General features: G+C 60.9%; 23 protein-coding genes and 1 pseudogene. 5 read left to right on the forward strand and 19 right to left on the reverse strand.

What is annotated here, in order from left to right:
- Positions 1 to 95 precede the first annotated feature (95 nt).
- From lipA to HYI44_RS13970, 12 genes and pseudogenes are all read right to left on the reverse strand, one after another.
- Entirely contained in the window at positions 96 to 1,118 is a 1,023-nt protein-coding gene (gene lipA, locus HYI44_RS13915; RefSeq protein WP_007894397.1) for a lipoyl synthase, read from the reverse strand.
- 1 nt (position 1,119) lies between these two features.
- A complete protein-coding gene (gene lipB, locus HYI44_RS13920) occupies positions 1,120 to 1,767 on the reverse strand; it encodes a lipoyl(octanoyl) transferase LipB (protein WP_010467370.1) in 648 nt (215 codons plus the stop codon).
- Entirely contained in the window at positions 1,767 to 2,042 is a 276-nt protein-coding gene (locus tag HYI44_RS13925; protein ID WP_045062090.1) for a DUF493 domain-containing protein, read from the reverse strand. Before HYI44_RS13925 ends, lipB begins: the two co-directional genes overlap by 1 nt.
- An 86-nt stretch (positions 2,043 to 2,128) precedes the next feature.
- Positions 2,129 to 3,286, reverse strand: coding sequence for a D-alanyl-D-alanine carboxypeptidase family protein (locus tag HYI44_RS13930; protein ID WP_045062091.1), 1,158 nt, complete (start codon positions 3,284 to 3,286; stop codon positions 2,129 to 2,131).
- Between the two features lie 180 nt (positions 3,287 to 3,466).
- Entirely contained in the window at positions 3,467 to 4,480 is a 1,014-nt protein-coding gene (locus HYI44_RS13935; protein WP_045062092.1) for a septal ring lytic transglycosylase RlpA family protein, read from the reverse strand.
- Positions 4,480 to 5,490: a lytic murein transglycosylase B gene (gene mltB, locus HYI44_RS13940; RefSeq protein WP_122838931.1), complete on the reverse strand. Its 1,011-nt coding sequence runs from the start codon at positions 5,488 to 5,490 to the stop codon at positions 4,480 to 4,482. Before mltB ends, HYI44_RS13935 begins: the two co-directional genes overlap by 1 nt.
- Positions 5,491 to 5,507: 17 nt before the next feature.
- Positions 5,508 to 6,611, reverse strand: coding sequence for a rod shape-determining protein RodA (rodA, locus tag HYI44_RS13945; RefSeq protein ID WP_163019402.1), 1,104 nt, complete (start codon positions 6,609 to 6,611; stop codon positions 5,508 to 5,510).
- A 31-nt stretch (positions 6,612 to 6,642) separates the two neighbouring features.
- Positions 6,643 to 8,538 carry a penicillin-binding protein 2 gene (gene mrdA, locus HYI44_RS13950; protein ID WP_122838929.1) on the reverse strand — a complete coding sequence of 632 codons (1,896 nt, stop codon included), beginning with the start codon at positions 8,536 to 8,538 and terminating at the stop codon, positions 6,643 to 6,645.
- Positions 8,539 to 8,548: 10 nt separating this feature from the next.
- Positions 8,549 to 9,016 (reverse strand): 23S rRNA (pseudouridine(1915)-N(3))-methyltransferase RlmH, encoded by a 468-nt coding sequence (rlmH, locus tag HYI44_RS13955; protein ID WP_003185785.1) that lies wholly within the window; start codon positions 9,014 to 9,016, stop codon positions 8,549 to 8,551.
- Between the two features lie 12 nt (positions 9,017 to 9,028).
- Positions 9,029 to 9,523 (reverse strand): ribosome silencing factor, encoded by a 495-nt coding sequence (gene rsfS, locus HYI44_RS13960; RefSeq protein WP_045062095.1) that lies wholly within the window; start codon positions 9,521 to 9,523, stop codon positions 9,029 to 9,031.
- A 72-nt stretch (positions 9,524 to 9,595) separates the two neighbouring features.
- Positions 9,596 to 10,285, reverse strand: a complete 690-nt coding sequence (gene nadD, locus HYI44_RS13965) for a nicotinate-nucleotide adenylyltransferase (protein WP_163019394.1) — start codon at positions 10,283 to 10,285, stop codon at positions 9,596 to 9,598.
- Between the two features lies 1 nt (position 10,286).
- A pseudogene (locus HYI44_RS13970) lies at positions 10,287 to 11,576 on the reverse strand (glutamate-5-semialdehyde dehydrogenase); the annotation flags it as partial.
- 170 nt (positions 11,577 to 11,746) lie between these two features.
- On the opposite strand from HYI44_RS13970, the gene HYI44_RS13975 reads away from it, so the two are divergent.
- Positions 11,747 to 12,445 (forward strand): DNA-3-methyladenine glycosylase, encoded by a 699-nt coding sequence (locus HYI44_RS13975; protein WP_122838926.1) that lies wholly within the window; start codon positions 11,747 to 11,749, stop codon positions 12,443 to 12,445.
- Between the two features lie 185 nt (positions 12,446 to 12,630).
- A complete protein-coding gene (locus HYI44_RS13980) occupies positions 12,631 to 13,947 on the forward strand; it encodes a bifunctional DedA family/phosphatase PAP2 family protein (RefSeq protein WP_225569639.1) in 1,317 nt (438 codons plus the stop codon).
- A 25-nt stretch (positions 13,948 to 13,972) separates the two neighbouring features.
- Here HYI44_RS13980 and HYI44_RS13985 read toward each other — a convergent pair whose 3' ends face one another.
- Genes HYI44_RS13985 through HYI44_RS13995 form a run of 3 tightly spaced genes read right to left on the reverse strand, consistent with a single transcriptional unit; the run spans position 13,973 to position 15,650 of the window.
- Positions 13,973 to 14,563 (reverse strand): LON peptidase substrate-binding domain-containing protein, encoded by a 591-nt coding sequence (locus tag HYI44_RS13985; RefSeq protein WP_122838924.1) that lies wholly within the window; start codon positions 14,561 to 14,563, stop codon positions 13,973 to 13,975.
- A gap of 11 nt (positions 14,564 to 14,574) precedes the next feature.
- Positions 14,575 to 15,291 carry an LrgB family protein gene (locus tag HYI44_RS13990; protein WP_045061509.1) on the reverse strand — a complete coding sequence of 239 codons (717 nt, stop codon included), beginning with the start codon at positions 15,289 to 15,291 and terminating at the stop codon, positions 14,575 to 14,577.
- A complete protein-coding gene (locus tag HYI44_RS13995; protein ID WP_122838923.1) occupies positions 15,288 to 15,650 on the reverse strand; it encodes a CidA/LrgA family protein in 363 nt (120 codons plus the stop codon). The genes HYI44_RS13990 and HYI44_RS13995 overlap by 4 nt, the downstream gene beginning before the upstream one ends.
- A gap of 197 nt (positions 15,651 to 15,847) precedes the next feature.
- On the opposite strand from HYI44_RS13995, the gene HYI44_RS14000 reads away from it, so the two are divergent.
- The 3 genes from HYI44_RS14000 (at position 15,848) to HYI44_RS14010 (ending at position 18,804) form a co-directional block, all read left to right on the forward strand.
- Positions 15,848 to 16,303: a MaoC family dehydratase gene (locus tag HYI44_RS14000; protein WP_045061511.1), complete on the forward strand. Its 456-nt coding sequence runs from the start codon at positions 15,848 to 15,850 to the stop codon at positions 16,301 to 16,303.
- A gap of 113 nt (positions 16,304 to 16,416) precedes the next feature.
- Positions 16,417 to 18,135 carry a C13 family peptidase gene (locus HYI44_RS14005; RefSeq protein ID WP_122838922.1) on the forward strand — a complete coding sequence of 573 codons (1,719 nt, stop codon included), beginning with the start codon at positions 16,417 to 16,419 and terminating at the stop codon, positions 18,133 to 18,135.
- 27 nt (positions 18,136 to 18,162) lie between these two features.
- Positions 18,163 to 18,804 (forward strand): oxidoreductase, encoded by a 642-nt coding sequence (locus tag HYI44_RS14010; RefSeq protein WP_122838921.1) that lies wholly within the window; start codon positions 18,163 to 18,165, stop codon positions 18,802 to 18,804.
- A gap of 37 nt (positions 18,805 to 18,841) precedes the next feature.
- On the opposite strand, the gene HYI44_RS14015 is transcribed toward HYI44_RS14010, so the two are convergent.
- From HYI44_RS14015 to HYI44_RS14030, 4 genes are all read right to left on the reverse strand, one after another.
- Positions 18,842 to 19,126 (reverse strand): YceK/YidQ family lipoprotein, encoded by a 285-nt coding sequence (locus HYI44_RS14015; RefSeq protein WP_122838920.1) that lies wholly within the window; start codon positions 19,124 to 19,126, stop codon positions 18,842 to 18,844.
- Positions 19,119 to 19,751, reverse strand: coding sequence for a flavin prenyltransferase UbiX (gene ubiX / locus HYI44_RS14020; protein ID WP_045061515.1), 633 nt, complete (start codon positions 19,749 to 19,751; stop codon positions 19,119 to 19,121). The genes HYI44_RS14015 and ubiX overlap by 8 nt, the downstream gene beginning before the upstream one ends.
- Positions 19,748 to 21,097 carry a UDP-N-acetylmuramate:L-alanyl-gamma-D-glutamyl-meso-diaminopimelate ligase gene (gene mpl / locus HYI44_RS14025; RefSeq protein WP_122838919.1) on the reverse strand — a complete coding sequence of 450 codons (1,350 nt, stop codon included), beginning with the start codon at positions 21,095 to 21,097 and terminating at the stop codon, positions 19,748 to 19,750. Before mpl ends, ubiX begins: the two co-directional genes overlap by 4 nt.
- Positions 21,098 to 21,273: 176 nt before the next feature.
- Positions 21,274 to 23,190: a sigma-54-dependent Fis family transcriptional regulator gene (locus HYI44_RS14030; protein ID WP_225569640.1), complete on the reverse strand. Its 1,917-nt coding sequence runs from the start codon at positions 23,188 to 23,190 to the stop codon at positions 21,274 to 21,276.
- Positions 23,191 to 23,297 lie beyond the last annotated feature (107 nt).

Below are 23,297 nucleotides of genomic sequence, written 5' to 3' on the forward strand. Positions count from 1 at the left end.
TCCAACTGCAGGACAAAATTGCGGTGTGCCTCAGGCCAGGCAAAAAACAGCCCGCAAGCCGGACAGGCCTTGCGGGCTGTTTTACCAGCAGTTGATCAGGACGACATCAGCTCGGCCTTGACCAGCTTGGCCTGCTCGTCAGCGTGATACGAAGAGCGAACCAGCGGGCCGGATGCGACGTTCTTGAAGCCCATCTTGTAACCTTCCTCGGCGAACCAGGCGAAGGTGTCCGGGTGCACGAAGCGCTGGACTGGCAAGTGGCTGCGCGACGGTTGCAGGTACTGGCCCAGGGTCAGCATGTCGATGTCATGTTCGCGCATGCGCTTCATCACTTCGATGACTTCTTCATCGGTTTCACCCAGCCCCAGCATCAGGCCGGACTTGGTCGGAATGTGCGGCATCATCTGCTTGAAGCGTTGCAGCAGGGTCAGCGACCACTGGTAGTCCGAGCCCGGACGCGCAGCCTTGTAAAGGCGTGGCACGGTTTCCAGGTTGTGGTTGAACACATCAGGCGGCTCGGCCGCAGTGATTTCCAGCGCCACGTCCATGCGTCCACGGTAATCCGGGACCAGGGTTTCGAGCTGCACATTTGGCGACAGCTTGCGAATTTCGCGGATGCAGTCGGCGAAGTGCTGGGCACCGCCGTCACGCAGGTCATCGCGGTCAACGGAGGTGATCACCACGTACTTGAGTTTCAGATCAGCGATGGCGATGGCCAGGCTTTGCGGCTCATTGACGTCCAGTGGCTTCGGACGACCGTGGCCCACGTCACAGAACGGGCAACGACGGGTGCAGATGTCACCCATGATCATGAAGGTCGCCGTGCCGCCGGAGAAGCACTCGCCCAGGTTCGGGCAGGATGCCTCTTCGCACACGCTGTGCAGCTTGTGTTTACGCAGCAGCGCCTTGATGCGGTCGACTTCCGGGGAAACCGGGATGCGCACACGGATCCAGTCCGGCTTTTTTGGCAGTTCGGTGGTCGGAATGATCTTTACCGGGATGCGTGCAACCTTCTCGGCGCCGCGCAGCTTGACGCCGGCTTCAACCTTGGCACGCGGGGCCGGACGCTCGGTAACATCCAGCGTCGGGATCATGGTTTGCACTGCATCAGTAGTCATATCAGTCGATTCCGCCCGTTAGGGTCGTCTGCTCAGCATAGTCGAGGTGTTTGACGAGCTGCGCGCGCAGCCGGGCACTTACCTCGGCAAATTCAATCGATCCTGCGTGATCGCTCAGCTGGGTCATCGCCAGCCCGGCGTAGCCGCAGGGATTAATCCGTCGAAACGGTTCCAGGTTCATGTCCACGTTCAGGGCCAGGCCATGAAAGGAACAGCCATGGCGAATGCGCAAACCCAGGGAGGCAATTTTTGCCCCGTTTACATACACACCCGGTGCATCCGGCTTGGCGGCAGCGGTAACGCCGTAGCTAGCCAGCAGCTCGATCAGGCAATGCTCCATGCGGGTGACCAGGTCACGCACACCAAAACCGAGCTTGCGTACATCGAGCAACAGGTAGGCGACCAACTGGCCGGGGCCGTGATAAGTCACCTGGCCACCACGGTCGACCTGCACCACCGGGATATCACCCGGCAACAGCAGATGTTCAGCCTTGCCGGCCTGGCCCTGGGTGAACACCGGTGGGTGCTCGACCAGCCAGATCTCGTCCGCGGCATTGCTGCCACGTTCGTTGGTAAAGCGTTGCATGGCATGCCAGACCGGCTCGTAAGCCATCTGGCCAAGCTCGCGAAAGCCCAGCGTGCCAGACATCACAGCACCATGTGCACAAAACCGGTAGCGCGCAATTCGCTGTTGATGTCGTACAGCTGCTCTTGACCGGTAGCGATGATGTGCAGCTGGATGGTCGTGTACTTGCCGTTGGTGCTCTGGCGTTCGGCGAACGTCTTGAGGTCAACAGTGGCGTGCTTCTCAAGGATCGCGATGATCCTGTCCTTGAAACCTACGCCGGTATCGCCGATCACCTTGATAGGATAATCCGCGCAGGGGAATTCGATCTTTGGCGCCTTTACTTCGGTATCGGTCATGGCGTAACGGCCTCGTGAGCGTAAGCCGTGGTAACGAACATGGCCCCGCACCGGATTGGAAGGGGGCCATGCAGGTCCACACTAAATCAGTTGAACAAGCCGTAGAAGAATAGACGGATGCTATCCCACATGCGACGGAAGATACCACCCTCGTCGACCGCGTCCAGTGCGATCAGGTCTGCGCTGTGCACAACCTTGTCGTCCAGTTTCACTTCGACTTTACCGATCACGTCGCCTTTGGCGATTGGCGCAATCAGTTGCGGGTTCATGGTCATGCTGGCGGCGAGCTTCTTCAGCTGACCTTTTGGCAGGGTCATGGTCAGGTCTTGAGCCAGGCCGGCCTTGACTTGGTTGGTGGTGCCTTTCCAGACTGGAGCCTGGGCCAGCTCGGCGCCTTTCTGATAGAAGGTCTGGGTTTCGAAGAAGCGGAAACCGTAAGTCAGCAGCTTCTGGGTCTCAGAGGCGCGAGCCACTTCGCTGTTGGTGCCGAAGACCACGGCGATCAGGCGCATGCCGTCACGTACAGCCGAAGACACCATGCAGTAGCCGGCTTCGTCGGTGTGACCGGTTTTCAGGCCGTCCACGGTCTTGTCGCGCCACAGCAGCAGGTTGCGGTTAGGTTGCTTGATGCCGTTCCAGAAGAACTCTTTCTGCGAGTAGATCGCATAGTGGGCAGGGTCTTCGTGGATGATTGCGCGAGCCAGCACGGCCATGTCGTGAGCCGACGAGTAGTGCTCCGGGTTCGGCAGGCCAGTCGGATTCATGAAGTGGCTGTTGGTCATGCCAAGGTCGGCCACGGTTTTGTTCATCATGTCGGCGAAGGCATCTTCGCTGCCGGCGATGTGCTCGGAGAGCGCAACACTGGCGTCGTTACCCGACTGGATGATGATGCCGTGCAGCAGGTCACTGACCGTTACCTGGGAGCCGACCTTGATGAACATCCGCGAACCACCGGTGCGCCAGGCGTTTTCGCTGACGGTCACCGGATCGTTTTCGCCGATCTGGCCACGACGAATTTCCAGGGTCGCGATGTACGCGGTCATCAGCTTGGTCAGGCTGGCCGGAGGCAGACGCTGGTCACCGTTGTTCTCGACCAGCACGTTGCCGCTGCTGGCGTCCATGAGTACATAGGATTTAGCCGCCAGTTGAGGTGGCGACGGCATCATCTCGACCGCGAAAGCGGCAGGCGAGATGAGCAGCGGGACTAGCAGGCAAAGGCGTTTGGCAAAGGTGGTGATGTTCATCCGTCTCTCGAAATCGCTAATGGGAACTGCCCAAAGGCAAAACTAATCAGACAGCACTCTAACGAGCTGTCGCGTGTTCAGTTGTTCACTCATAACCCTTGCCGGGCTTTTGTTCTTCATCGAGCCAACAACCAGGCTCACCCCCAAATCGCAAGTGAGCCTTCAATCAAGTACTACGTATTACTCGGCGGTGACCAGGCTCGGCGAACCGAGATTGGCCAGTCGCACGCTGTTCTGCACCTGCTGGATTTCACCCGGCGAGCCCATTGGCCCCAGGCGCACCCGGTGCAGGGTTTGCTGATTGCGCACTATCGAACTGATGAACACCGGAGCGCTCACCATTCCGCTCAGCTTCGATCTCAGGAGCTCTGCAGCGTCCGGGTTGGCGAACGCGCCCACCTGCAGATACTGGCCAGAGGCTGGTGCAGAAGCGTTTTTTTTTGCATCGATCTGCACTGGCACTACGGCCGCCGCGTGCTGCTGTGGCGGCGGTGTCCATTGCTCCACCGTACCGGCCGAAGCCGTGATGACCGGTGCCTTGTTCTGGGCGATCTGCGGTTCATTGAGCATCAACGGCGCCGGACGCCCCTTGGCGGCCCACCATTGTTGCGGGTCGATACCCTCGACCTTGACGCGCGCGGTCCCGGTTTCGGCGTAGCCGAGCTTCTTGGCGGCGGCATAGGACAGGTCGATGATCCGGTCGGAGTAGAACGGCCCACGATCGTTGACTCGCAGCACCACTGATTTGTTGTTGTCCAGGTTGGTCACCCGAACGTAACTTGGCAGTGGCAAGGTCTTGTGGGCAGCACTCATGCCATACAAGTCATAGACTTCGCCGTTGGCGGTGTTCTGACCATGGAACTTGGTGCCATACCAGGACGCCGTGCCCGATGCCACGTAGCTCTTCGATTCCTGAATCGGGAAGTAGGTCTTGCCCAGTACGGTGTAGGGGTTGGCTTTGTAAGGACCGGTATGCAGGGTTGGCGTGGCATCCGGAATGCGCGATACGTCGACATCCCACCACGGCGCGCCGTCTTTGTGAGCACGGTTGATGTCCAGGCCCGGCATGGTGCGCACAGCCGTGGTCGCAGGTTTTTGCGTAGGAGAGCGGCTGGTCGAACAACTGGCGACCAGCACCGCCAAGGCACCGAATGCCATCAGCTTCAGGGGTTTATTCATAGGCAATGCCCGCATTACTTGACGCCCCGTGCTTGGACCAGCTGTTCAGACAGTTGATGTACGGCCATGGCATACATCACGCTGCGGTTATAACGCGTGATCGCGTAAAAATTCTTCAGGCCCATCCAGTATTCAGGACCTTGGTCACCTTCCAGGCGGAAAGCTGTGACCGGCATATCATCGCGCAGCGCATCATGACTCGACCACCCCAACGCTCGCAACTCCCCGACGGTTTTAGTCGGCTCGATGCCAGTGGTCAAACCCTCGTCCACCTGGTCGCCACGCGCATCGGCGCGACTGACCACGGGTTCTCCGGCCACCCAGCCGTGACGCTTGAAATAACTGGCGACACTGCCGATTGCATCGTCCGGATTGGTCCAGATATTAATGTGGCCATCACCGTCGAAATCCACTGCATAGGCGCGAAAACTGCTGGGCATGAACTGCGGCAGGCCCATGGCCCCGGCGTATGAACCCTTGAGGGTCAATGGATCGACCTGTTCTTCCCGGGCCAGCAGCAGAAACTCGCGCAATTCCTTGCGGAAAAATTCGGCACGGGGAGGATAGTCGAAACCGAGGGTGGACAAGGCGTCGATCACCCGGAAATTACCGGTATTACGGCCGAAAAAGGTCTCAACGCCGATAATCGACACAATCACCTGGGCCGGCACCCCGTATTCCTGTTCGGCACGCGCCAATACGGCTTCGTGCTGGCGCCAGAAGTCCACACCGCGGGCAATGCGCGCGTCGGTGATGAACATCGGGCGATACTCATTCCACTGCTTGACCCGCTCGGCAGGTTTCGAGATCGCGTCCAGAATCGACTGCTTGCGCTCGGCTTCGCGGAACACGCCCATCAGCTGCTCACCGGCGAAACCGTAGTCGCGGGTCATTTCACCGACGAATTCGGCCACCTGCGCAGTGCCTTCGTAATCGCCGGCCAGCGCTTGCTGCGCTGTGCCAAGGATGCCTACCAGGCCGACCCACGGCGCGTATCGAGTCGCCCAGCCACGCATTTCTTGCATTGAAATCTTCACCTTATTCAAACTTGCGCGATCCACTTACGATGGGTATGGATCGACATCAAAACCCCAAACGCTGACAGCAGTGTCACCAGCGAAGTTCCTCCGTAGCTAATGAACGGCAACGGCACCCCCACAACCGGCAACAGGCCACTGACCATACCGATGTTGACGAAAACGTAAACAAAAAACGTCATGGTCAGGGCACCGGCGAGCAATTTTCCGAACAATGTCTGGGCCTGGGCGGTAATGACCAGGCCACGGCCGATCAGCAACAGGTAGATCAGCAGCAGCGCACAGATGCCCACCAGGCCAAACTCTTCGCCCAACACCGCAATAATGAAGTCGGTGTGGCTTTCCGGCAGGAAGTCCAGGTGCGACTGGGTACCCAGCAGCCAGCCCTTGCCGAACACCCCGCCGGAACCAATGGCGGCTTTGGATTGAATGATGTTCCAGCCGGTGCCCAGTGGATCGCTCTCAGGGTCGAGGAAGGTCAGCACGCGCTGTTTCTGGTAATCGTGCATCACGAAGTACCACATGGCGACGGATACCGGCACCGCGGCCGCAAGCACGCTGAGGATCCAGCGCCAGCGCAGGCCACCCATGAACAACACGAAGGCGCCCCCCGCCAGAATCAGCAGCGAAGTGCCGAGGTCGGGCTGGCGCACGATCAGGATGAACGGCAAACCGATCAGGAACAGGCTTACCCCCACGTGCTTGAGCTGCGGCGGCAAGGTGCGCTTGGACAGGTACCAGGCGATGGTCGCCGGCATCAGGATCTTCATGAACTCCGAAGGCTGGAAGCGGATGACCCCCGGGATGTTGATCCAGCGCGTGGCACCCATGGCGTTGTGGCCCATGATGTCAACCACCACCAGCAACAGCACGCCCAGCACGTAACCCACCGGCACCCAACGGGCCATGAAGCGCGGCTCGAACTGGGCGATGACGACCATCGACACCAGGCCGATGCCGAACGAGGTGGCCTGCTTGGCCAGCAGATCCCAGCTCTTGCCGCTGGCCGAATACAGCACGAACAGGCTGCCGGCCGCGAGGGTCAACAGTAGGATCAGCAACGGACCGTCGATATGCATGCGTTGCAGCAGCGTCGCACGGCGACGCATCACATCTTCACTGGAGAGGATGCGATCGAAATTACTCTTCACGGGCCGTAGCCTCCGCACTGGTAGGGCTGGCGTACTCGGCTTTCAGCCGACCGTCCTGGCCAAGGAGCCAGGCATCCATGATCTGACGGACCACTGGTGCCGCTACGCCGGAACCGGACTCGCCGTTCTCGACCATTACCGACACGACGATTTTCGGGTTCTCGGCCGGCGCGAAGCCGACGAACAGGGCGTGGTCGCGGTGACGTTCCTGAACCTTGGAGCGGTCGTACTTCTCGCCCTGCTTGATCGCGACCACCTGGGCCGTACCACTTTTGCCGGCAATGCGGTATTGCGCACCGATGGCTGCCTTGCGCGCGGTGCCCCGGGCACCGTGCATCACCTGCTGCATGCCGTGGTTGACCTTGGCCCAGTCCGACGGATCGCGCAGGATGATATCCGGCATCGGGTTTTCGTCCTTGGGTCTCTCGCCTTCGACCGTCTTGGCCAGGTGCGGACGATTCCAGACGCCCTTGTTCGCCACCAGTGCGGTGGCCTGCGCCAGTTGCAGCGGTGTCGACTGCATGTACCCCTGGCCGATTCCCAGGATCAATGTCTCGCCAGGGAACCACGCCTGACGTCGGGTGGCGCGCTTCCACTCCCGGGACGGCATCAGCCCCGGCGATTCTTCGAACATGTCCAGCGAGACCTTCTGGCCGATGCCGAACTTGCCCATATAGGCCGACAGCCGATCAATTCCCAGCTTATGGGCCAGATCGTAGAAATAGGTGTCGTTGGAGCGCATGATTGCCGTGTCCAGATCGACGAAGCCGTCACCGGAACGGTTCCAGTTGCGGTACTTGTGGTCGTAGTTCGGCAGCTGGTAGTAGCCCGGATCGAACACACGGCTCGATGCGGTCACCACCCCTGAATCCAGGCCGGCAATGGCCACGGCAGGCTTGATGGTCGAGCCCGGCGGGTACAGGCCGCGCAACACGCGGTTGAACAGCGGCCGGTCAATGGAATCGCGCAACTCGGCATAGGCCTTGAAGCTGATGCCGGTGACGAACAGGTTAGGGTCGAAACTCGGCTGGCTGACCATCGCCAGCACTTCGCCGGTGGCCGGGTCCAATGCCACCACGGCGCCACGACGCCCGCCAAGTGCCGCTTCGGCAGCTTCCTGCAATTTGATGTCCAGGCTCAGGACAATGTCCTTGCCGGGAATCGGATCGGTACGCTTGAGCACCCGCAGTACACGGCCTCGCGCGTTGGTTTCGACCTCTTCGTAACCCACCTGGCCGTGCAGTTCGGGTTCGTAGAATCGTTCGATACCGGTCTTGCCGATGTGATGGGTGCCGCTGTAATTGACCGGATCGAGGGATTTCAACTCTTTCTCGTTGATTCGCCCCATGTATCCCACCGAGTGCGCGAAGTGCGCGCCCTGCGGGTAGTGGCGCACCAGTTGCGCGACCACTTCCACCCCGGGCAGGCGGAACTGGTTGACCGCGATCCGGGCGATCTGTTCTTCCGAGAGTTCAAACAGGATCGGCACCGGCTCGAACGGCCGACGCCCCTGTTTCATGCGCTTTTCAAATATCACCCGATCGTCCGGCGTCAGCTCCAGGACTTCGACGATCACATCGAGCACCTGCTGCCAGTCGCCGGAACGCTCGCGGGTCATGCTCAGACTGAAACTGGGTCGGTTGTCGGCGACAACGACCCCATTGCGGTCGAAGATCAACCCGCGAGTCGGAGGGATCGGCTGCACATGCACCCGGTTGTTTTCCGACAGGGTCGAGTGATACTCGTACTGAATCACCTGCAGGAAATACAGCCGCGCAATCAGCACACAAATCAGCGTCACCACCGCAATTGCCCCGAACACGACGCGGCCACGCACCAGACGGGCGTCTTTTTCGTGGTCCTTGATGCGGATCGGCTGGGGCATGAGGGTAAAGCTACTTGTGGTAAGGGTGGCCGGACAGCACTGTCCAGGCACGGTACAGCTGTTCGCCGATCAGGATCCGCACCAGGGGGTGCGGCAGGGTCAACGGCGAGAGCGACCAGCGCTGATCTGCCCGGGCACAGACTTCCGGCGCCAGCCCTTCGGGGCCACCGACCATGAAGTTCACCGTGCGCGAGTCCAGCCGCCAGCGATCGAGTTCGACCGCCAACTGCTCTGTACTCCAGGGCTTGCCGTGGACTTCGAGAGTGACAATCCGCTCGTTCGGGCCGACTTTAGCCAGCATGGCTTCGCCTTCCTGTCGGATGAAGCGTGCCACGTCGGCGTTCTTGCCACGGGTATTGAGCGGTATTTCCACCAGTTCCAGCGCCAGCTCGGATGGAAGACGCTTGGCATATTCATGCCAGCCTTCTTCCACCCATTTGGGCATGCGTGAACCGACGGCGATCAGTCGCAGTCGCACAGCGGTCCCTTATTATTGCTGGTCTTTGTTGAGCTTGGTGAAGTGCTCATGGGTGTTCTCTGGGCTGTGGTGTGCAGCGCTGGCCGAACGGCTTTGCTCGGCACCGGCCCACAGGCGTTCCAGGTCATAGAACTGACGTGCCGAGGCAGTCATCATGTGTACGATGACGTCGTCCATGTCCAGCAATACCCAGTCGCTGTCGCCCTTGCCTTCTTCACCCAACGGCTTGACGCCCAGGGCTTTGACGGCTTCGCGGACCTTGTCCAGCATCGCGCCGATCTGGCGGTTCGAAGTACCGGTGGCGATGATCATGAAATCGGTGATGCTCTGCTTTTCACGAACGTCGATGACCTGGATGTCCTGGCCCTTCACGTCTTCCAGGGCTGCAACGGCAACCTTGACCAGCTCTTCACCGCGCAACTCCGGCCCGGTTGGCGCCTCTACTGGCAGAGGGGCGCTCTTGAATGTGCCTTTGCGCTTTACTTTAGCTACGTCTTTGTCAGTCATATAAAACTCGTTTTGCTCGTATGTTCGGGCGCTTCGCTACACGTGATCACGTGCCTTGAAGCTCGCCGTTTTTCAGTTCGACGCACGGTAGAGTCCGTGCGCATCGATGTAGGCCAGGACCGCGTCGGGCACCAGGAAACGTACCGACTTACCGCTGGCCAGCAGTTGACGGATCTGGGTGGCGGATACCGCGAGCGGCGTCTGCCAGACGAATGCAATCTGTCCGCTCGGCCCTTTCAGGGCCAGCGGGTCGCTCACCGAGCGCGCTGCCAGCAGGTTGCGCAAGGCATCCGGCGGTTCGCTGTCGGCATCCGGGCGTTGCAGCACCAGGATGTGGCAATGCTGGAGTAACTCTTCCCAGCGATGCCAAGTGGGCAGGCCGCAAAATGCGTCCCAGCCCAAAAGTAGAAAAACCTGGTCCTCAGCGGCCAGTTCGGCACGCATCAGCTCCAGGGTGTCGATAGTGTAGGACGGTTTGTCCCGCTGCAATTCGCGAGCGTCCACCACCAACGGTGCCACACCGGCCACCGCGCATTCGACCATTGCCAACCGGTCCTTCGCCGACACCTGCGGCGTACCGCGATGAGGCGGTCGGGCGCTGGGCGTCAGGCGCAATTCGTCCAGTGCCAGGGACTCGGCGACTTCCAGCCCACCGCGCAAGTGGCCGATGTGCACCGGATCGAACGTGCCGCCCAGTACGCCTATGCGTCTCGGGGCAGGCTCGTCGGGAGTGGCCGGCGCTGTCAGGTCGAGGTCGCCCAAGTCAGACCGACGCCTGGCCGCGCAACTGGCCATCGCCGACCACGATATATTTCTCGCAGGTCAGGCCTTCCAGACCCACAGGTCCGCGGGCGTGCAGCTTATCAGTAGAAATGCCGATCTCGGCACCTAATCCATATTCAAACCCGTCGGCGAAGCAGGTCGGGGTGTTGATCATCACCGATGCCGAATCGACTTCGGCGACGAAACGTCGCGTGTCGGCGAGGCTTTCGCTGACAATCGAGTCGGTGTGATGGGAACCGTGCTGGTTGATATGTTCGATGGCCTGGTCCAGCCCATCGACTACGCGGATCGACAGGATCGGCGCCAGGTATTCGGTGTTCCAGTCGTCTTCGGTTGCCACGGCCGCATCGATGATCGCCCGGGTCCGGGCGCAGCCGCGCAGTTCAACGCCTTTCTCGCGGAACTGGGCGCCCATCGACGGCAGGAAATCCCTGGCAACGGTTTCATCCACCAGCAGGGTTTCCATCGCACCACAGATGCCATACCGGTAGGTCTTGGCGTTGAAGGCGATGCGCTGTGCTTTCGCCAGGTCGGCGTGAGCGCTGACGTAAACGTGGCAAATACCGTCAAGATGCTTGATCACGGGCACCCGCGCATCGCGGCTGACCCGCTCGATCAGGCCACGGCCACCACGGGGCACGATGACATCGACGTACTCGGGCATGGTAATCAGGGAGCCGACTGCTGCACGGTCGGTGGTTTCGACCACTTGCACCACGGCGGCAGGCAACTCGGCCTCGGCCAGGCCGCGCTGGATGCACGCAGCGATGGCGCGATTGGAGTGAATCGCCTCGGAGCCGCCACGCAAAATGGTCGCATTACCCGACTTGAGGCAAAGGCTGGCGGCGTCGATGGTCACATTGGGACGCGACTCGTAGATGATCCCGATCACCCCCAGGGGCACACGCATCTTGCCGACCTGAATACCGGAAGGCCGAAAGCTCATGTCGCGAATGGCGCCCACAGGGTCGGGCAAGGCCGCGACCTGCCGCAGGCCGACGATCATCCCGTCGATACGCTCCGGCGTCAGGGCCAGGCGCTCCAGCAGCGCAGGCTCCAGACCATTGGCACGACCGGCCGCCAGATCCAGCTCATTGGCAGCGGCAAGCTCGACGCGCGCCGCGTCCAGCGCATTGGCAGCAGCCTGCAGGGCGCGGTTTTTCTGCGCGGTGCTGGCACGGCCAATGACGCGAGAAGCTTCGCGGGCAGCGCGACCCAGGCGGGTCATGTAGTCAAGAACGGACTCGGTCATGGTCTGGAGTGGTCTTTGCTTGGTCTTGTTAAAGAGTAAAGCGGCAGATTATAGCTGTCGCGACCCGTGACTAACAGCGGTGACGGGCGGATGGTCGAAATGGACTTCAATTTGCCGACGTTCAGCCGTAATTAAGGTGCACATTGTTATCATCACGGCTCAATCAGCCCTGATAAACGCTGTTCATCATGACTAACCTGACTGCCCCATCCGCCGCCGACCTCAAGCCCCACGGGCTTGCGGACGCCTTCTTCGACCGCGACGCACAGACGCTGGCGCGGGATCTGCTGGGCAAAGTTATCCGGCACCGGGTCGGTAATTTGTGGCTCAGCGCCAGGATCATCGAGACCGAAGCCTATTATTTCGAAGAAAAAGGCAGCCACGCCTCCCTCGGCTATACAGAAAAGCGTAAGGCTTTGTTTCTGGATGGCGGCCACATCTATATGTATTACGCCCGCGGCGGTGACTCCCTGAATTTCAGCGCTCTGGGGCCGGGCAATGCCGTGTTGATCAAGTCGGCCTATCCCTGGGTCGACGAACTGAGCGGACCGGCCAGCCTGGCGCAAATGCTGTTGAACAACCCCGATGGCCAGGGACGCCCTCGCCCGTCGCAAAAGCTCTGCGCCGGGCAGACCTTGCTGTGCAAGGCGCTGGGCCTGAAAGTGCCCATGTGGGACGCCAAGCGCTTTGACCACGAGATGTTGCTGGTGGAAGACGTGGGAGCGGCACCGGCCCATGTGATCCAGACCACTCGACTGGGAATTCCCCAAGGACGGGATGAACACCTCATGTACCGCTTCGTCGATGCGGCTTATGCGCCCTATTGCACGCGGAACCCGCTGCGACGCGGTCAGGTCGAAGGGCGGGATTATATTTTGCTGAATTGAATAATCGAGCCCCTGTAGGCGCGAGCTTGCTCGCGATGCTTTCCCGAGCGCCGCGTTGATCCAGACAGCACTCGCTATCGTTAGCGACCATCGCGAGCACGCTCGCTCCTACAGGGTTCGTTGGTGTATTGAAGCCTGCGTTCGCCCACTGCGGACGCTTATAAAAATTCGATGGAGTAGTGTTTATGGGCCCATGGCTCGATAGCGTGACCGGATGGCTCGCGGCAAACCCGCAGTGGCTGGCAGCGGCTGTATTCGTCGTGGCCTTCGTCGAGTGCCTGGCGATTGCAGGGTTGATCGTCCCCGGCACGGTGCTGTTGTTTGCCGTCGCGGTGCTGGCGGGCAGCGGCGCCCTTTCGCTGAGCGAGACGTTGCTGCTGGGATTCGTCGCCGGCGTGATGGGTGACTGTGTTTCCTACTTCATCGGGCGACATTTTCACCAGAACATCCGCCGCCTGCCCGGCTTGCGCCATCATCCGGAATGGATTGCCGGCGCAGAGTCGTACTTCCAGCGTTATGGCATTGCCAGTTTGCTGGTCGGCCGCTTCATCGGCCCGCTACGTCCCATGCTGCCCATGGTCGCAGGAATGTTCGACATGCCCTTCCCGCGCTTTGCCGCCGTAAGCCTGTTGGCTGCGGCTGGCTGGAGCGTCGCCTACCTGCTGCCTGGCTGGGCCACCGGCGCGGCGATTCGCCTGCCTTTGCCGGAAGGTTTCTGGCCGGAAGCCGGCATCGTGGCGGGCAGCATTGCGGTGATGGTCGGCTTGAGCATCACCAGCAGCATGCGTCGCCATCGCAAGGCGACGGTGTTGATTGCCAGCATGAGCCTGCTGATTCTGGCCGGGTTGTTCATCGGCTATCCGCACCTGACCGCACTCGACCAGGGGGTGATGACGCTGGTGCAGGAACATCGCAGCCCGACACTCGATGAAGTCGCCGTGACGCTGACGATTATCGGCGAATTCCGCAACATGCTGCTGTTCAGCGCACTGCTTGTGACCTTGCTGCTGGTGATGCGTCAGTGGCGCCAAGCAATATTCGCCTGCGCAACCTTGTTGATCACGGCACTGGCCAATACCGGGACCAAACAGTTCTTCGCCCGGGTACGTCCGGAAGTTCTCAGCGACCCACTGACCAGCTACAGCATGCCCAGCGGCCATGCCTCCGGGGCGTTTGCGCTGTTCCTGACCCTGGCGGTGCTGGCCGGTCGCGGGCAACCCCCACGCATGCGCCTGACCTGGCTGCTGGTGGGATGCCTGCCGGCGCTGGCGATTGCGTTATCACGGGTCTACCTGGGTGCGCACTGGCCGACCGACATTACGGCAGGGGCCATGCTGGCGGCCTGCGTCTGTGCGGCAAGCCTGTGGACAATACAGCGCGGTGAAGAATTGAAGGCCATGACACCCAGGGTCTGGTGGCTGGTATTGCCCGCAATGGTGGCGCTGTTCGGCTTCTTCGCCCTGCGCCACTTGCCGCATGCCATGCTGCGCTACGCCTACTGAGGCGCAGCGCGCATTGGCGTGGTGATCAGGCGAACAACTCGCCTTGCAGTTCATCGAGCAGTGCCTGGATGGCATCCAGGCGCTGCTGCGGATCATCGAGTTGCAGCAAATCGATCTTGTCCACTTCGGCGAAAGGCAACAGATACGCCAGCTGATTGGCCAACGACTGCTGCCCGGTCGCTTCGGTACCCATGTTCAAGGCCTCGACCATCGGGTGCTCGGCCAATGCCTTGAGCAAGGCCACCAGGTCCGCGTCTTCGTCCTGCAGCGGTTGCTCCGGCTCGTCTTCCAGCCACTCGACCTCGGCCACCGTCAACTGATCGCGCTGGACCTCGGTGCGCAGCACATTGAAGCGCCTGCCGCCCTGGACGCGGATGCCCAGCAAACCATTGGCCTGCTGCTTGAAGTCGGTGATCAGCGCTTCACAGCCCACCAGCGCATAACCCTGCGGAGCAAGGCCGACCTCTTCGCCATCAAGGATGCACACCACGCCGAACCCGCCGCCCTGCTTCATGCAACGGCCGATCATGTCCAGATAGCGCGCCTCAAAAATCTGCAAGTCGAGGATGCAGCCAGGAAACAGCACTGTGTTCAGTGGAAAAAGCGGCAAGCTCATAGACATTTTCCTTACACCACCATCGACACCGCCAACGGCAGGAACACCGCCGTGGCCACGCCCATCAGACTCATTGCCAGCGCCGCAAAGGCGCCGCACTCTTCACTTTCCTGCAGGGCTACCGAAGTGCCCACCGCATGGGCCGTCATGCCCAACGCCATGCCCCGAGCCTCGGGGCTGTGCACGCCCAGCCGATTCAACAGGCCAGGCCCGAAAATCGCCCCGATCACGCCGGTTATCAGCACGAATACCGCCGCCAGCGCGGCCACCCCACCAATCTGCTCCGCGACCAGCATCGCAATCGGCGAGGTCACGGACTTGGGCGCCATGGTCATCAGGATCATGTGCTCTGCGCCGAACGACCAGCCCAGCAACACTCCAAGACCGGTGGCGACCACGCCGCCTATCACCAGCGTAGTAAATATCGGCCAGAACAACTGCCGAATGCGTCGCAGGTTCAGGTAAAGGGGCACGGCCAGCGCCACAGTCGCCGGCCCCAGGAGGATGCTGAGGATCTCGGTGCTCTTGCGATACTCGGCATAAGTGATGCCGCAACCTGCCAACACTGCGATCACCAACAGCATGGAGACCAGCACCGGTTGTAAAAAGACCCAGCGGGTTTTCTCGAATGCCGCCAGCACCAGCTGGTAGGCGCCCAGCGTAATGCCGATGCCGAACAATGGATGGTGGATCACGGACGTCCACGCGCCCTGCCAGTCAAAGATCATTGGCTGTCCTCAGGCGGCGCATGACGCTTGACCAAACGCTGCATCAGCACCCCGGCGAACGCCATCGACAGCAGCAGCGACAGCACCAGCGCGCCAACAATGGCCCAGAAGTCTGCGGCAATATCCTTGGCGTACACCATCACGCCCACGGCTGGCGGCACCAGCAACAGCGGCAGGTAACGCAGCAGACTGCCCGCTGCCAGGTTCAGTGGCTCGCCCACTTGCCCGCGACTGATCAAATACGCCAGCAACAGCAGCAGCCCGACGATGGGCCCCGGCAACACTGGCAGAAACAGGTGATTGATCGCTGTTCCCAGCAATTGGAACAGCACCAGCCATGTCAAACCTCGTAGCAACATCCTGGCCTCCCGCCAATCCTGTCACCCGCAATGGCGGGCCGAGCATTATAAGCATGCCCACGCTATGGACCGGCATTCGCCAAAAGCATGGTCAGTTGACCGCAGTAAACGGCCATGGTGATCTAAAGTGGTAATTCGGGAGGCCTGAGCCCCCCCACCTCAAAACTATAAAACCGATGAACCCAAGGAGAGTCTCAATGCCCTATGTTCCAGTTGCAGAGCTCAAAGATTATGTCGGCAAGGAACTTGGAAGTTCCGAATGGCTCACCATCGACCAGGAGCGCATCAACCTGTTCGCCGAAGCCACCGGGGATTACCAGTTCATCCACGTCGACCCGGTCAAAGCCGCGCAAACGCCATTCGGGAGCACCATCGCCCACGGCTTCCTGTCGCTGTCGCTGATCCCGAAGCTGATGGAAGACATCCTCATACTGCCTGAAGGCCTGAAGATGGTGGTCAATTATGGCCTCGACAGCGTGCGGTTCATTCAGCCGGTCAAGGTCAATTCCAGGGTCCGCCTCAAGGTCGACCTGGCCGAAGTCACCGAGAAAAAGCCCGGCCAATGGCTCCTCAAGGCCACCGCCACGCTGGAAATCGAAGGCTCAGAGAAACCGGCCTACATTGCCGAACCCCTGTCGCTCTGCTTCGTGTAAATGATCCTGGATGCGAAGCAGCTCATGCTGTTTCGCGCCTTCTGGTGCTTTCCTGGCTATATAAGGTCATGGAGCTGCGGCATACTCGGTCGCCTAATTGCCCGGATCCCGCTATGCGCTCGATTGCCCTCCTCGCGTTGACCCTGTTGCTGACCGCTTGCGGAGACGGCGAATCGCTGCTGCCCCCTGACGCGCGCCTGCCGGACGGCGGACGCTATCGCGGCGAACTGGTAGACGGATTGCTGCAAGGCCAGGGCCGCGTCGATTATCCGAACGGCAGCTGGTACGCAGGCCAGTTCGACAAAGGCCAATGGCATGGCCAGGGCGAGTGGCACGGCAGCAATGGCGAAGTGTATCGCGGACAATTCAACCAGGGCCTGTTCGACGGCCAGGGGACGCTGACCACCAATGGCAGCAGCTACACCGGCGGTTTCAAGGCCGGTCGACGGGACGGCGAAGGCACCCTCAAAGAAAACGGCATGACCTATCGCGGCGAGTTCAAGGCCGATCAATATTCAGGACTGGGTCGCCTCGAGCTCGAGGACGGCAGTTCGTATCAGGGCCAGTTCGCGCATGGCAAACCTAATGGTGAAGGCCAGCGCGGCGACGCCAGTGGCAACCAGTTCACCGGTAATTTCGTCGACGGTCAGCTGGAAGGTAACGGGACCTTCAACAGTGCCGATGGCGATATCTATGTCGGCAGCTTCAAGAACAACCAGCTGCACGGCAAGGGTCGCTACGAGAATGCCGATGGCGATGTCTGGCTCGGGCAGTTCAAGGAAGGGTCGCTCAATGGCAAAGGCGAACTGATTGGCGCCGATGGCAGCCATTACGTGGGTCAGTTCAGCGATTGGCGCTTCAGCGGCGCGGGGCGATTGAACCTTGCGGACGGCAGTTTCTATATTGGCCAGTTCGACAATGACAGCTACTCGGGTCGCGGCACGCTGGTGTTGACTGACGGCACCGTGCAAAGCGGTACCTGGATCGCTGGCCAGCGGGTTCGCGATGCCGAAGGCAAGCTGCTGCCTGACAGCCTTGAGCTTGGCCTGCTGGCCCAGGGGCGGTTACTGGACGACGCGCTGGCAAGCGTGCCCGCCTCGACGCCAGCCGTCGAGCTCTACACCCTGACCCTCGGGGGTGATGGCAAGCAGAGCGTGTTCCTGCGCGAGTCCGATTATGTCAGCAACATGCTCAGCAGCCGTTTCGGTGCGTTTGGCCAGATCCGCCTGGTCAATCATCGCGACCATCTGGTGGATCGACCGATGGCCACCCGAGAAAACCTGCGTCGCGCCGCGGCGACCCTGGCCGAGCGCAGCGGGCCGGAAGACCTTATTTTCATTTACCTGACCAGCCACGGCACCAGCGAGCATGAATTGGTCCTGGACCAGCCGCGCATGGAGTTGTCAGACCTGCCGGCAGACGAGCTTGCCGCAGTGCTGGCCCCGCTGAAAAATCGCGACAAGGTCATCGTGATTTCCGCGTGCTACTCCGGTGGTTTCATCCCGACCCTCAAGGATGAACGCACCCTGATCATGACCGCCTCACGGGCTGATCGCGTGTCGTTCGGCTGCTCCGAGGAAGCCAACTTCACCTATTTCGGCGATGCCCTGTTCGCCCAGGCGCTGAACCAGACCGATGACCTGGAACAAGCCTTCAAGCTGGCCAGGGCGACCGTGGCCGAGCGCGAGCTGGCTGACAACTTTGAAGCATCCGAACCGCAGATCTGGGCGCCCAAAACCGTCCTGTCGCACTGGCAATTATTGCGCAAGCAGCAGGCACGCAAAGCGCTGCAAAGTGTGTCTGTCGACAGCAAGGATGCAAAGAGCAACTAAGCTGAACAGTATCAAGGGAGAAACACTATGTACTTGACGCCTCAGCACGTATTGCTTGCCGGAGCTACCGGTTTGACCGGTGAACACTTGCTTGACCGCCTGCTTAATGAACCCACGATTACCCGGGTATTGGCGCCCTCACGCCGGCCATTGGCCGAGCATCCCCACCTGGAAAACCCTGTCGGCGACCCGGCGGTATTTCTACCCCAACTCAACGGCCGCGTGGACATTGCCTACTGCTGCCTCGGCACCACCATCAAGCAGGCCGGCTCGGAACAGGCGTTCCGCGCCGTGGACCTGGACATGGTGGTGGCATTCGCCAAACGCGCCCGGGAAATGGGCGCTCGGCACCTGATCGTGGTCAGCGCGCTGGGGGCGGATCCAAAGTCGTCGGTGTTCTATAACCGGGTCAAAGGCGAGATGGAACAAGCCTTGCGCGCGCAGGACTGGCCGCAATTGACTATCTGCCGCCCTTCTCTACTGCTGGGTGATCGAGTTGAGCCACGCCTGGCTGAAAAAGTCGCCGGGCCGTTATCCCGGCTGATTCCGGGCAAGTACCACGGGATTGAAGCCTGCCAACTGGCGCGGGCGATGTGGCGCCTGGCACTGGAGGAGCAGGACGGGGTTCGGGTGGTAGAGTCGGATGAATTACGTAAGTTAGGTAAATAAGATCAAAAGATCGTCCGATCGGACGATCTTTTGACTTTCACAATCCCCCGGTCGCCTGAAACCCCACGCCAATCACCGTCAACAACGACAACGGCAACAACAGCGTATCCAGCAACGCACTCGCCGGCAGGTCCGCGCCGGGGTAACCAGGCGCCTCGGCACCGAAGCGATCCATGGCGCAGCACCCGCCGTTCAGGGCATACAAATCCAGCCGAGTCCCTGCATAAACCACGGGGGCCCCAGGCTTGGCAGCATCCAGCGTGCGTGCAGTAGCGCAGCCGGCCAATTGCAGCGCGAGGACGATCACCAGCAGCTTATTCATCGCTGGTCAGGTGGTGTTCGCCCCAACGCGGCAGCATGTCCTGGGGAATGTTCAGCAGGTTGAGAATCCGCGCCACGACAAAATCGATCAGGTCATCAATCGTCTGCGGCTGATGATAGAAGCCCGGCGATGCCGGCAGAATGGTCACGCCCATGTTCGACAGCTTGAGCATGTGCTCCAGATGAATGCTCGAATAAGGCGCTTCACGGGGCACCAGGATCAGCTGGCGACGCTCTTTCAAGGTCACGTCCGCAGCCCGTTCGATCAGGTTGTTGCAAGCCCCGGTGGCGATGGCCGACAAAGTCCCGGTGGAACAGGGCACCACCACCATCGCCGCCGGAGCCCCGGAGCCCGAAGCGACCGGCGACATCCAGTCTTCCTTGCCATAGACGCGAATCTGTCCGGCGGCAGCGCCGGTGTATTCGGTCAGGAACGCCTGCATCATCTGGGTTTTCGGCGGCAGCGAAACATCAGTCTCGGTGGCCATCACCAATTGCGCCGCCTTCGAGATCAGAAAGTGCACCTCCCGGTCTTCGCGCACCAGGCAGTCCAGCAGGCGCAAGCCGTATTGGGCGCCCGAAGCGCCGGTCATCGCCAGCGTGATGCGTTCCGGCCCGTTGTTCATTGCAGCGCCTCGGCGAGTTTGCCGTGCAGGCCGCCGAAGCCGCCGTTGCTCATGATCACCACGTGAGTGCCGGGCCGGGCCTGGCTCTTCACGCGTTCGATGATGCCTTCGAGGGAATCACTGACAATCGACGGTACCGTGCACAGCGCGGCGGTGGCGCCCAGGTCCCAGCCGAGATTGGCCGGGGCATACCAGATCACCTGGTCGGCATCGACCACGCTTTCCGGAAGGCCATCACGGTGTGCGCCAAGTTTCATGGAGTTGGAACGCGGTTCGATGATCGCAATCAGCGGTGCGTCACCGATGCGCTTGCGCAGGCCGTCGAGCGTCGTGGCGATAGCCGTCGGATGGTGAGCGAAGTCGTCATAGATGGTGATGCCGCGAACTTCCGCCACTTTCTCCATTCGCCGCTTCACGCTTTTGAAGGCGCTCAGGGCTGCGATGCCCATGGACGGCACCACGCCGACATGTCGCGCCGCCGCCAAGGTTGCCAAGGCATTGGCAACGTTGTGCTGACCGGTCATGTCCCACTCCACCACGCCCTGGACCTTGCCTTCGAACATCACTTCGAATTTCGAGCCGTCTTCGCTGAGCAGCCTGGCCTGCCACTGGCCGCCGGCACCGGTGGTCTGCACAGGTGTCCAGCAACCCATGTCGATCACCCGGTGCAGGGCAGGCTCGGTGGTCGGATGGATCACCAGGCCTTCACTCGGGATGGTTCGGACCAAATGGTGAAACTGCCGTTCGATAGCCGGCAGATCCGGGAAGATGTCCGCATGATCGAACTCAAGGTTATTCAGGATCGCGGTGCGCGGACGGTAATGAACGAATTTGGAGCGCTTGTCGAAAAAGGCACTGTCGTATTCGTCTGCTTCGATGACGAAGAACGGCGTATCACCCAGACGCGCCGACACTGAGAAATTCTGCGGCACGCCGCCGATCAGGAAGCCCGGGCTCATGCCCGCGTGTTCCAGCACCCAGGCGAGCATGCTGCTGGTAGTGGTTTTGCCATGGGTCCCGGCGACAGCCAGCACCCAGCGGCCTTGCAGCACATGGTCCGCCAGCCACTGCGGGCCGGAGACATACGGCAGGCCTTTGTTCAGGACGTATTCGACTGCCGGGTTACCGCGGGACATGGCGTTGCCAATCACCACCAGGTCCGGAGCCGGGTCCAGTTGCGCGGGATCGTAACCCTGGGTCAACTCAATGCCCTGAGCCTCAAGCTGAGTGCTCATTGGCGGGTAGACGTTGGCATCGGAGCCCGTGACGCGATGGCCCAGCTCTTTGGCCAGGACCGCCATCGAACCCATGAAAGTGCCGCAAATACCAAGAATATGAATGTGCATAGTCGACCTCGTAAAACATGGCCGCAGGTTAGCCTAGAGAGGCAAAATTCGCACTCTGTGTTTCAAGATCACCGCCTGCCCTGCAGGAGCGAGCTTGCTCGCGAAAAACGTCAACGATAACGCGTGTTTTCTGAATGACCCCATTGTTCTCAGGTTTTTCGCGAGCAAGCTCGCTCCTACAGGGATCGGCTTAGGCCGTGCTTGCGAAGTTTGCGATACAGGGTATTTCGGCTGACACCCAGCTGCTCGGCCGTGTGAGTCATGTGCCAGCGCGTTTGCTCCAGCGCATTGAGCAAGGCCAACCGCTCGGCATCCTCCAGCGGATGCTCCGATGGTGCGGGGGCCATATCCGTTTGCGGCAGCGCCTGGCGAATCATTGCCGGCAAGTCCGCAAGACCGATCCGCCCGCCGTCGCACAACGCCGCCAAGGTGCGCAGCACATTGCGCAGTTGGCGCACATTACCCGGCCAGGCAAACCCGAGCAGCGCCTGGCGCGCAGGCTCTTCAATCAGCACAGCGTCCGAGCCGGCCTCCTCGGCCAGCAGGAAATCGAGCAGCTGCGATTTATCGGTGCGTTCGCGCAGCGCCGGCAAGGCCACTTCGAGTCCATTGAGCCGGTAATACAAGTCTTCGCGGAAACTGCCGTTCTGCACCCGCCCCAGCAAGTTACGGTGAGTTGCACTGATGATGCGTACATCCACCGCCTCCGGTTCACCGCCGATCGGCACCACCTGGCGGTCTTCCAGCACCCTGAGCAGACGGGTTTGCAATGCCAGGGGCATGTCACCGATCTCATCCAGGAACAGGGTGCCGCCATCCGCCTGCTGTAGTTTGCCTCGCATGCCTTCCTTGCGCGCCCCGGTGAAACTGCCGCCGCGATAGCCGAACAACTCACTTTCGATCAGGCTTTCGGGGATGGCCGCACAATTGAGCGCGACGAATGCTTTTTCGCAGCGCTGGCTGGCATTGTGCACGGCTTTGGCAAAGGCCTCCTTGCCCGAGCCTGTCTCGCCGTTGATCAGCAGCGGCACGTCACGCTCGAAGACTCGCAAGGCCTTGCGAAAATCCTCCTGCAGCGACGTATCACCCAGGCAAATGCCGGCAGGACGCGATTGCTGCGGCGCTACCGGGCTCTTTATTATGGGTGCCGCAATACTGCGCGATTGCCCGCGCAACAAGGCGAACAGGTTGCGCCCGTCACGAGTGCGAAGTGGCCAACTGGCGCTGGCATTGATACTTGCACGACCAAGCAGCTCGTCCAGCGAACAATCGAAAAATGCCTCGACGGGCTTACCCAGCAGCCCGCCGCGAATGTGCCCCAACAGATTCAGGGCGCTCTGGTTGACCGCGCTGATCCGCCCTTCTCCGTCAAATGCCAGCAAGCCTTCGCTGAACAGCCCGACGGATTCGGCCTGCAGGTGAAAGCGCAGCAGCCATTGATTGTCGAAATAGCGCAGGAAGTAACAGCTCTCGATCATCTTCGCCGATAGGTTCACCAGGGCCATGGTGTGGAATTGGCTCTGGCGCGATACATCGTGGCGCGCCGAGGACACGTCGAGCACCGCCAGCAGCTCGCCATGCGGGTCGAACACGGGGCTCGCCGAACAGGTCAGGCCGGTGTGACGCCCGCGAAAATGTTCATCCTGGTGGATGGTCAGCGACTGACGCTCCACCAGGCATGTGCCTATGCCATTAGTGCCTTCGCAGGCTTCGCTCCAGTCCGCGCCCAGCCAGAGGCCGGCACGCTCGAAGATCTTGCGTTCGGCAGGCGCCGTGACACAGTTGAGAATCACCCCCCGGGCATCGGTCAGCAGCACGGCATGACCGGCGCCGGACAATTGCTGGTGCAGGCTGGTCATTTCAGTACCGGCGATATGCAGCACTTGCTGCAAGCGCTCGCGACTTTCCAGCACGCGGCCGTGCTCCAGCACCGTGGGCGCCATCGTCAGGGAAGGGTCAAGGTGATAGTCCTCAAGACAACGTAGCCACGAACGGGCGATGGACGGATCACTGCCAGGGCCATGCAAGTGTGATTTGCCCTGGGTGACGGTCATGACCTGCTGGGCATGACGGCTCAAATGGTTGTCTTGCATCTCTTATTATTCTCCCGAGAGGTCCTACGCGGTCCATCACGCCCACTGAGCATCCTCCAGGCTCCAGCGCATTGCAATACTGGCAAGACCGCCCAGTCACAGGGTGT

Source organism: Pseudomonas sp. Y24-6, from assembly GCF_020295325.1.
GTDB classification, from domain to species: Bacteria; Pseudomonadota; Gammaproteobacteria; order Pseudomonadales; family Pseudomonadaceae; genus Aquipseudomonas; species Aquipseudomonas gregormendelii.

Excerpts from the sequence above, each read along its gene's own strand:
- lipA (WP_007894397.1), bottom strand. The coding sequence starts at position 1,118 with ATGACTACTGATGCAGTGCAAACCATGATCCCGACGCTGGATGTTACC.
- lipB (WP_010467370.1), bottom strand. The coding sequence starts at position 1,767 with ATGTCTGGCACGCTGGGCTTTCGCGAGCTTGGCCAGATGGCTTACGAG.
- HYI44_RS13925 (WP_045062090.1), bottom strand. The coding sequence starts at position 2,042 with ATGACCGATACCGAAGTAAAGGCGCCAAAGATCGAATTCCCCTGCGCG.
- HYI44_RS13930 (WP_045062091.1), bottom strand. The coding sequence starts at position 3,286 with ATGAACATCACCACCTTTGCCAAACGCCTTTGCCTGCTAGTCCCGCTG.
- HYI44_RS13935 (WP_045062092.1), bottom strand. The coding sequence starts at position 4,480 with ATGCGGGCATTGCCTATGAATAAACCCCTGAAGCTGATGGCATTCGGT.
- mltB (WP_122838931.1), bottom strand. The coding sequence starts at position 5,490 with ATGCAAGAAATGCGTGGCTGGGCGACTCGATACGCGCCGTGGGTCGGC.
- rodA (WP_163019402.1), bottom strand. The coding sequence starts at position 6,611 with ATGCGTCGCCGTGCGACGCTGCTGCAACGCATGCATATCGACGGTCCG.
- mrdA (WP_122838929.1), bottom strand. The coding sequence starts at position 8,538 with ATGCCCCAGCCGATCCGCATCAAGGACCACGAAAAAGACGCCCGTCTG.
- rsfS (WP_045062095.1), bottom strand. The coding sequence starts at position 9,523 with ATGACTGACAAAGACGTAGCTAAAGTAAAGCGCAAAGGCACATTCAAG.
- HYI44_RS13975 (WP_122838926.1), top strand. The coding sequence starts at position 11,747 with ATGACTAACCTGACTGCCCCATCCGCCGCCGACCTCAAGCCCCACGGG.
- HYI44_RS13980 (WP_225569639.1), top strand. The coding sequence starts at position 12,631 with ATGGGCCCATGGCTCGATAGCGTGACCGGATGGCTCGCGGCAAACCCG.
- HYI44_RS13985 (WP_122838924.1), bottom strand. The coding sequence starts at position 14,563 with ATGAGCTTGCCGCTTTTTCCACTGAACACAGTGCTGTTTCCTGGCTGC.
- HYI44_RS13990 (WP_045061509.1), bottom strand. The coding sequence starts at position 15,291 with ATGATCTTTGACTGGCAGGGCGCGTGGACGTCCGTGATCCACCATCCA.
- HYI44_RS13995 (WP_122838923.1), bottom strand. The coding sequence starts at position 15,650 with ATGTTGCTACGAGGTTTGACATGGCTGGTGCTGTTCCAATTGCTGGGA.
- HYI44_RS14000 (WP_045061511.1), top strand. The coding sequence starts at position 15,848 with ATGCCCTATGTTCCAGTTGCAGAGCTCAAAGATTATGTCGGCAAGGAA.
- HYI44_RS14005 (WP_122838922.1), top strand. The coding sequence starts at position 16,417 with ATGCGCTCGATTGCCCTCCTCGCGTTGACCCTGTTGCTGACCGCTTGC.
- HYI44_RS14010 (WP_122838921.1), top strand. The coding sequence starts at position 18,163 with ATGTACTTGACGCCTCAGCACGTATTGCTTGCCGGAGCTACCGGTTTG.
- HYI44_RS14015 (WP_122838920.1), bottom strand. The coding sequence starts at position 19,126 with ATGAATAAGCTGCTGGTGATCGTCCTCGCGCTGCAATTGGCCGGCTGC.
- ubiX (WP_045061515.1), bottom strand. The coding sequence starts at position 19,751 with ATGAACAACGGGCCGGAACGCATCACGCTGGCGATGACCGGCGCTTCG.
- mpl (WP_122838919.1), bottom strand. The coding sequence starts at position 21,097 with ATGCACATTCATATTCTTGGTATTTGCGGCACTTTCATGGGTTCGATG.
- HYI44_RS14030 (WP_225569640.1), bottom strand. The coding sequence starts at position 23,190 with ATGCAAGACAACCATTTGAGCCGTCATGCCCAGCAGGTCATGACCGTC.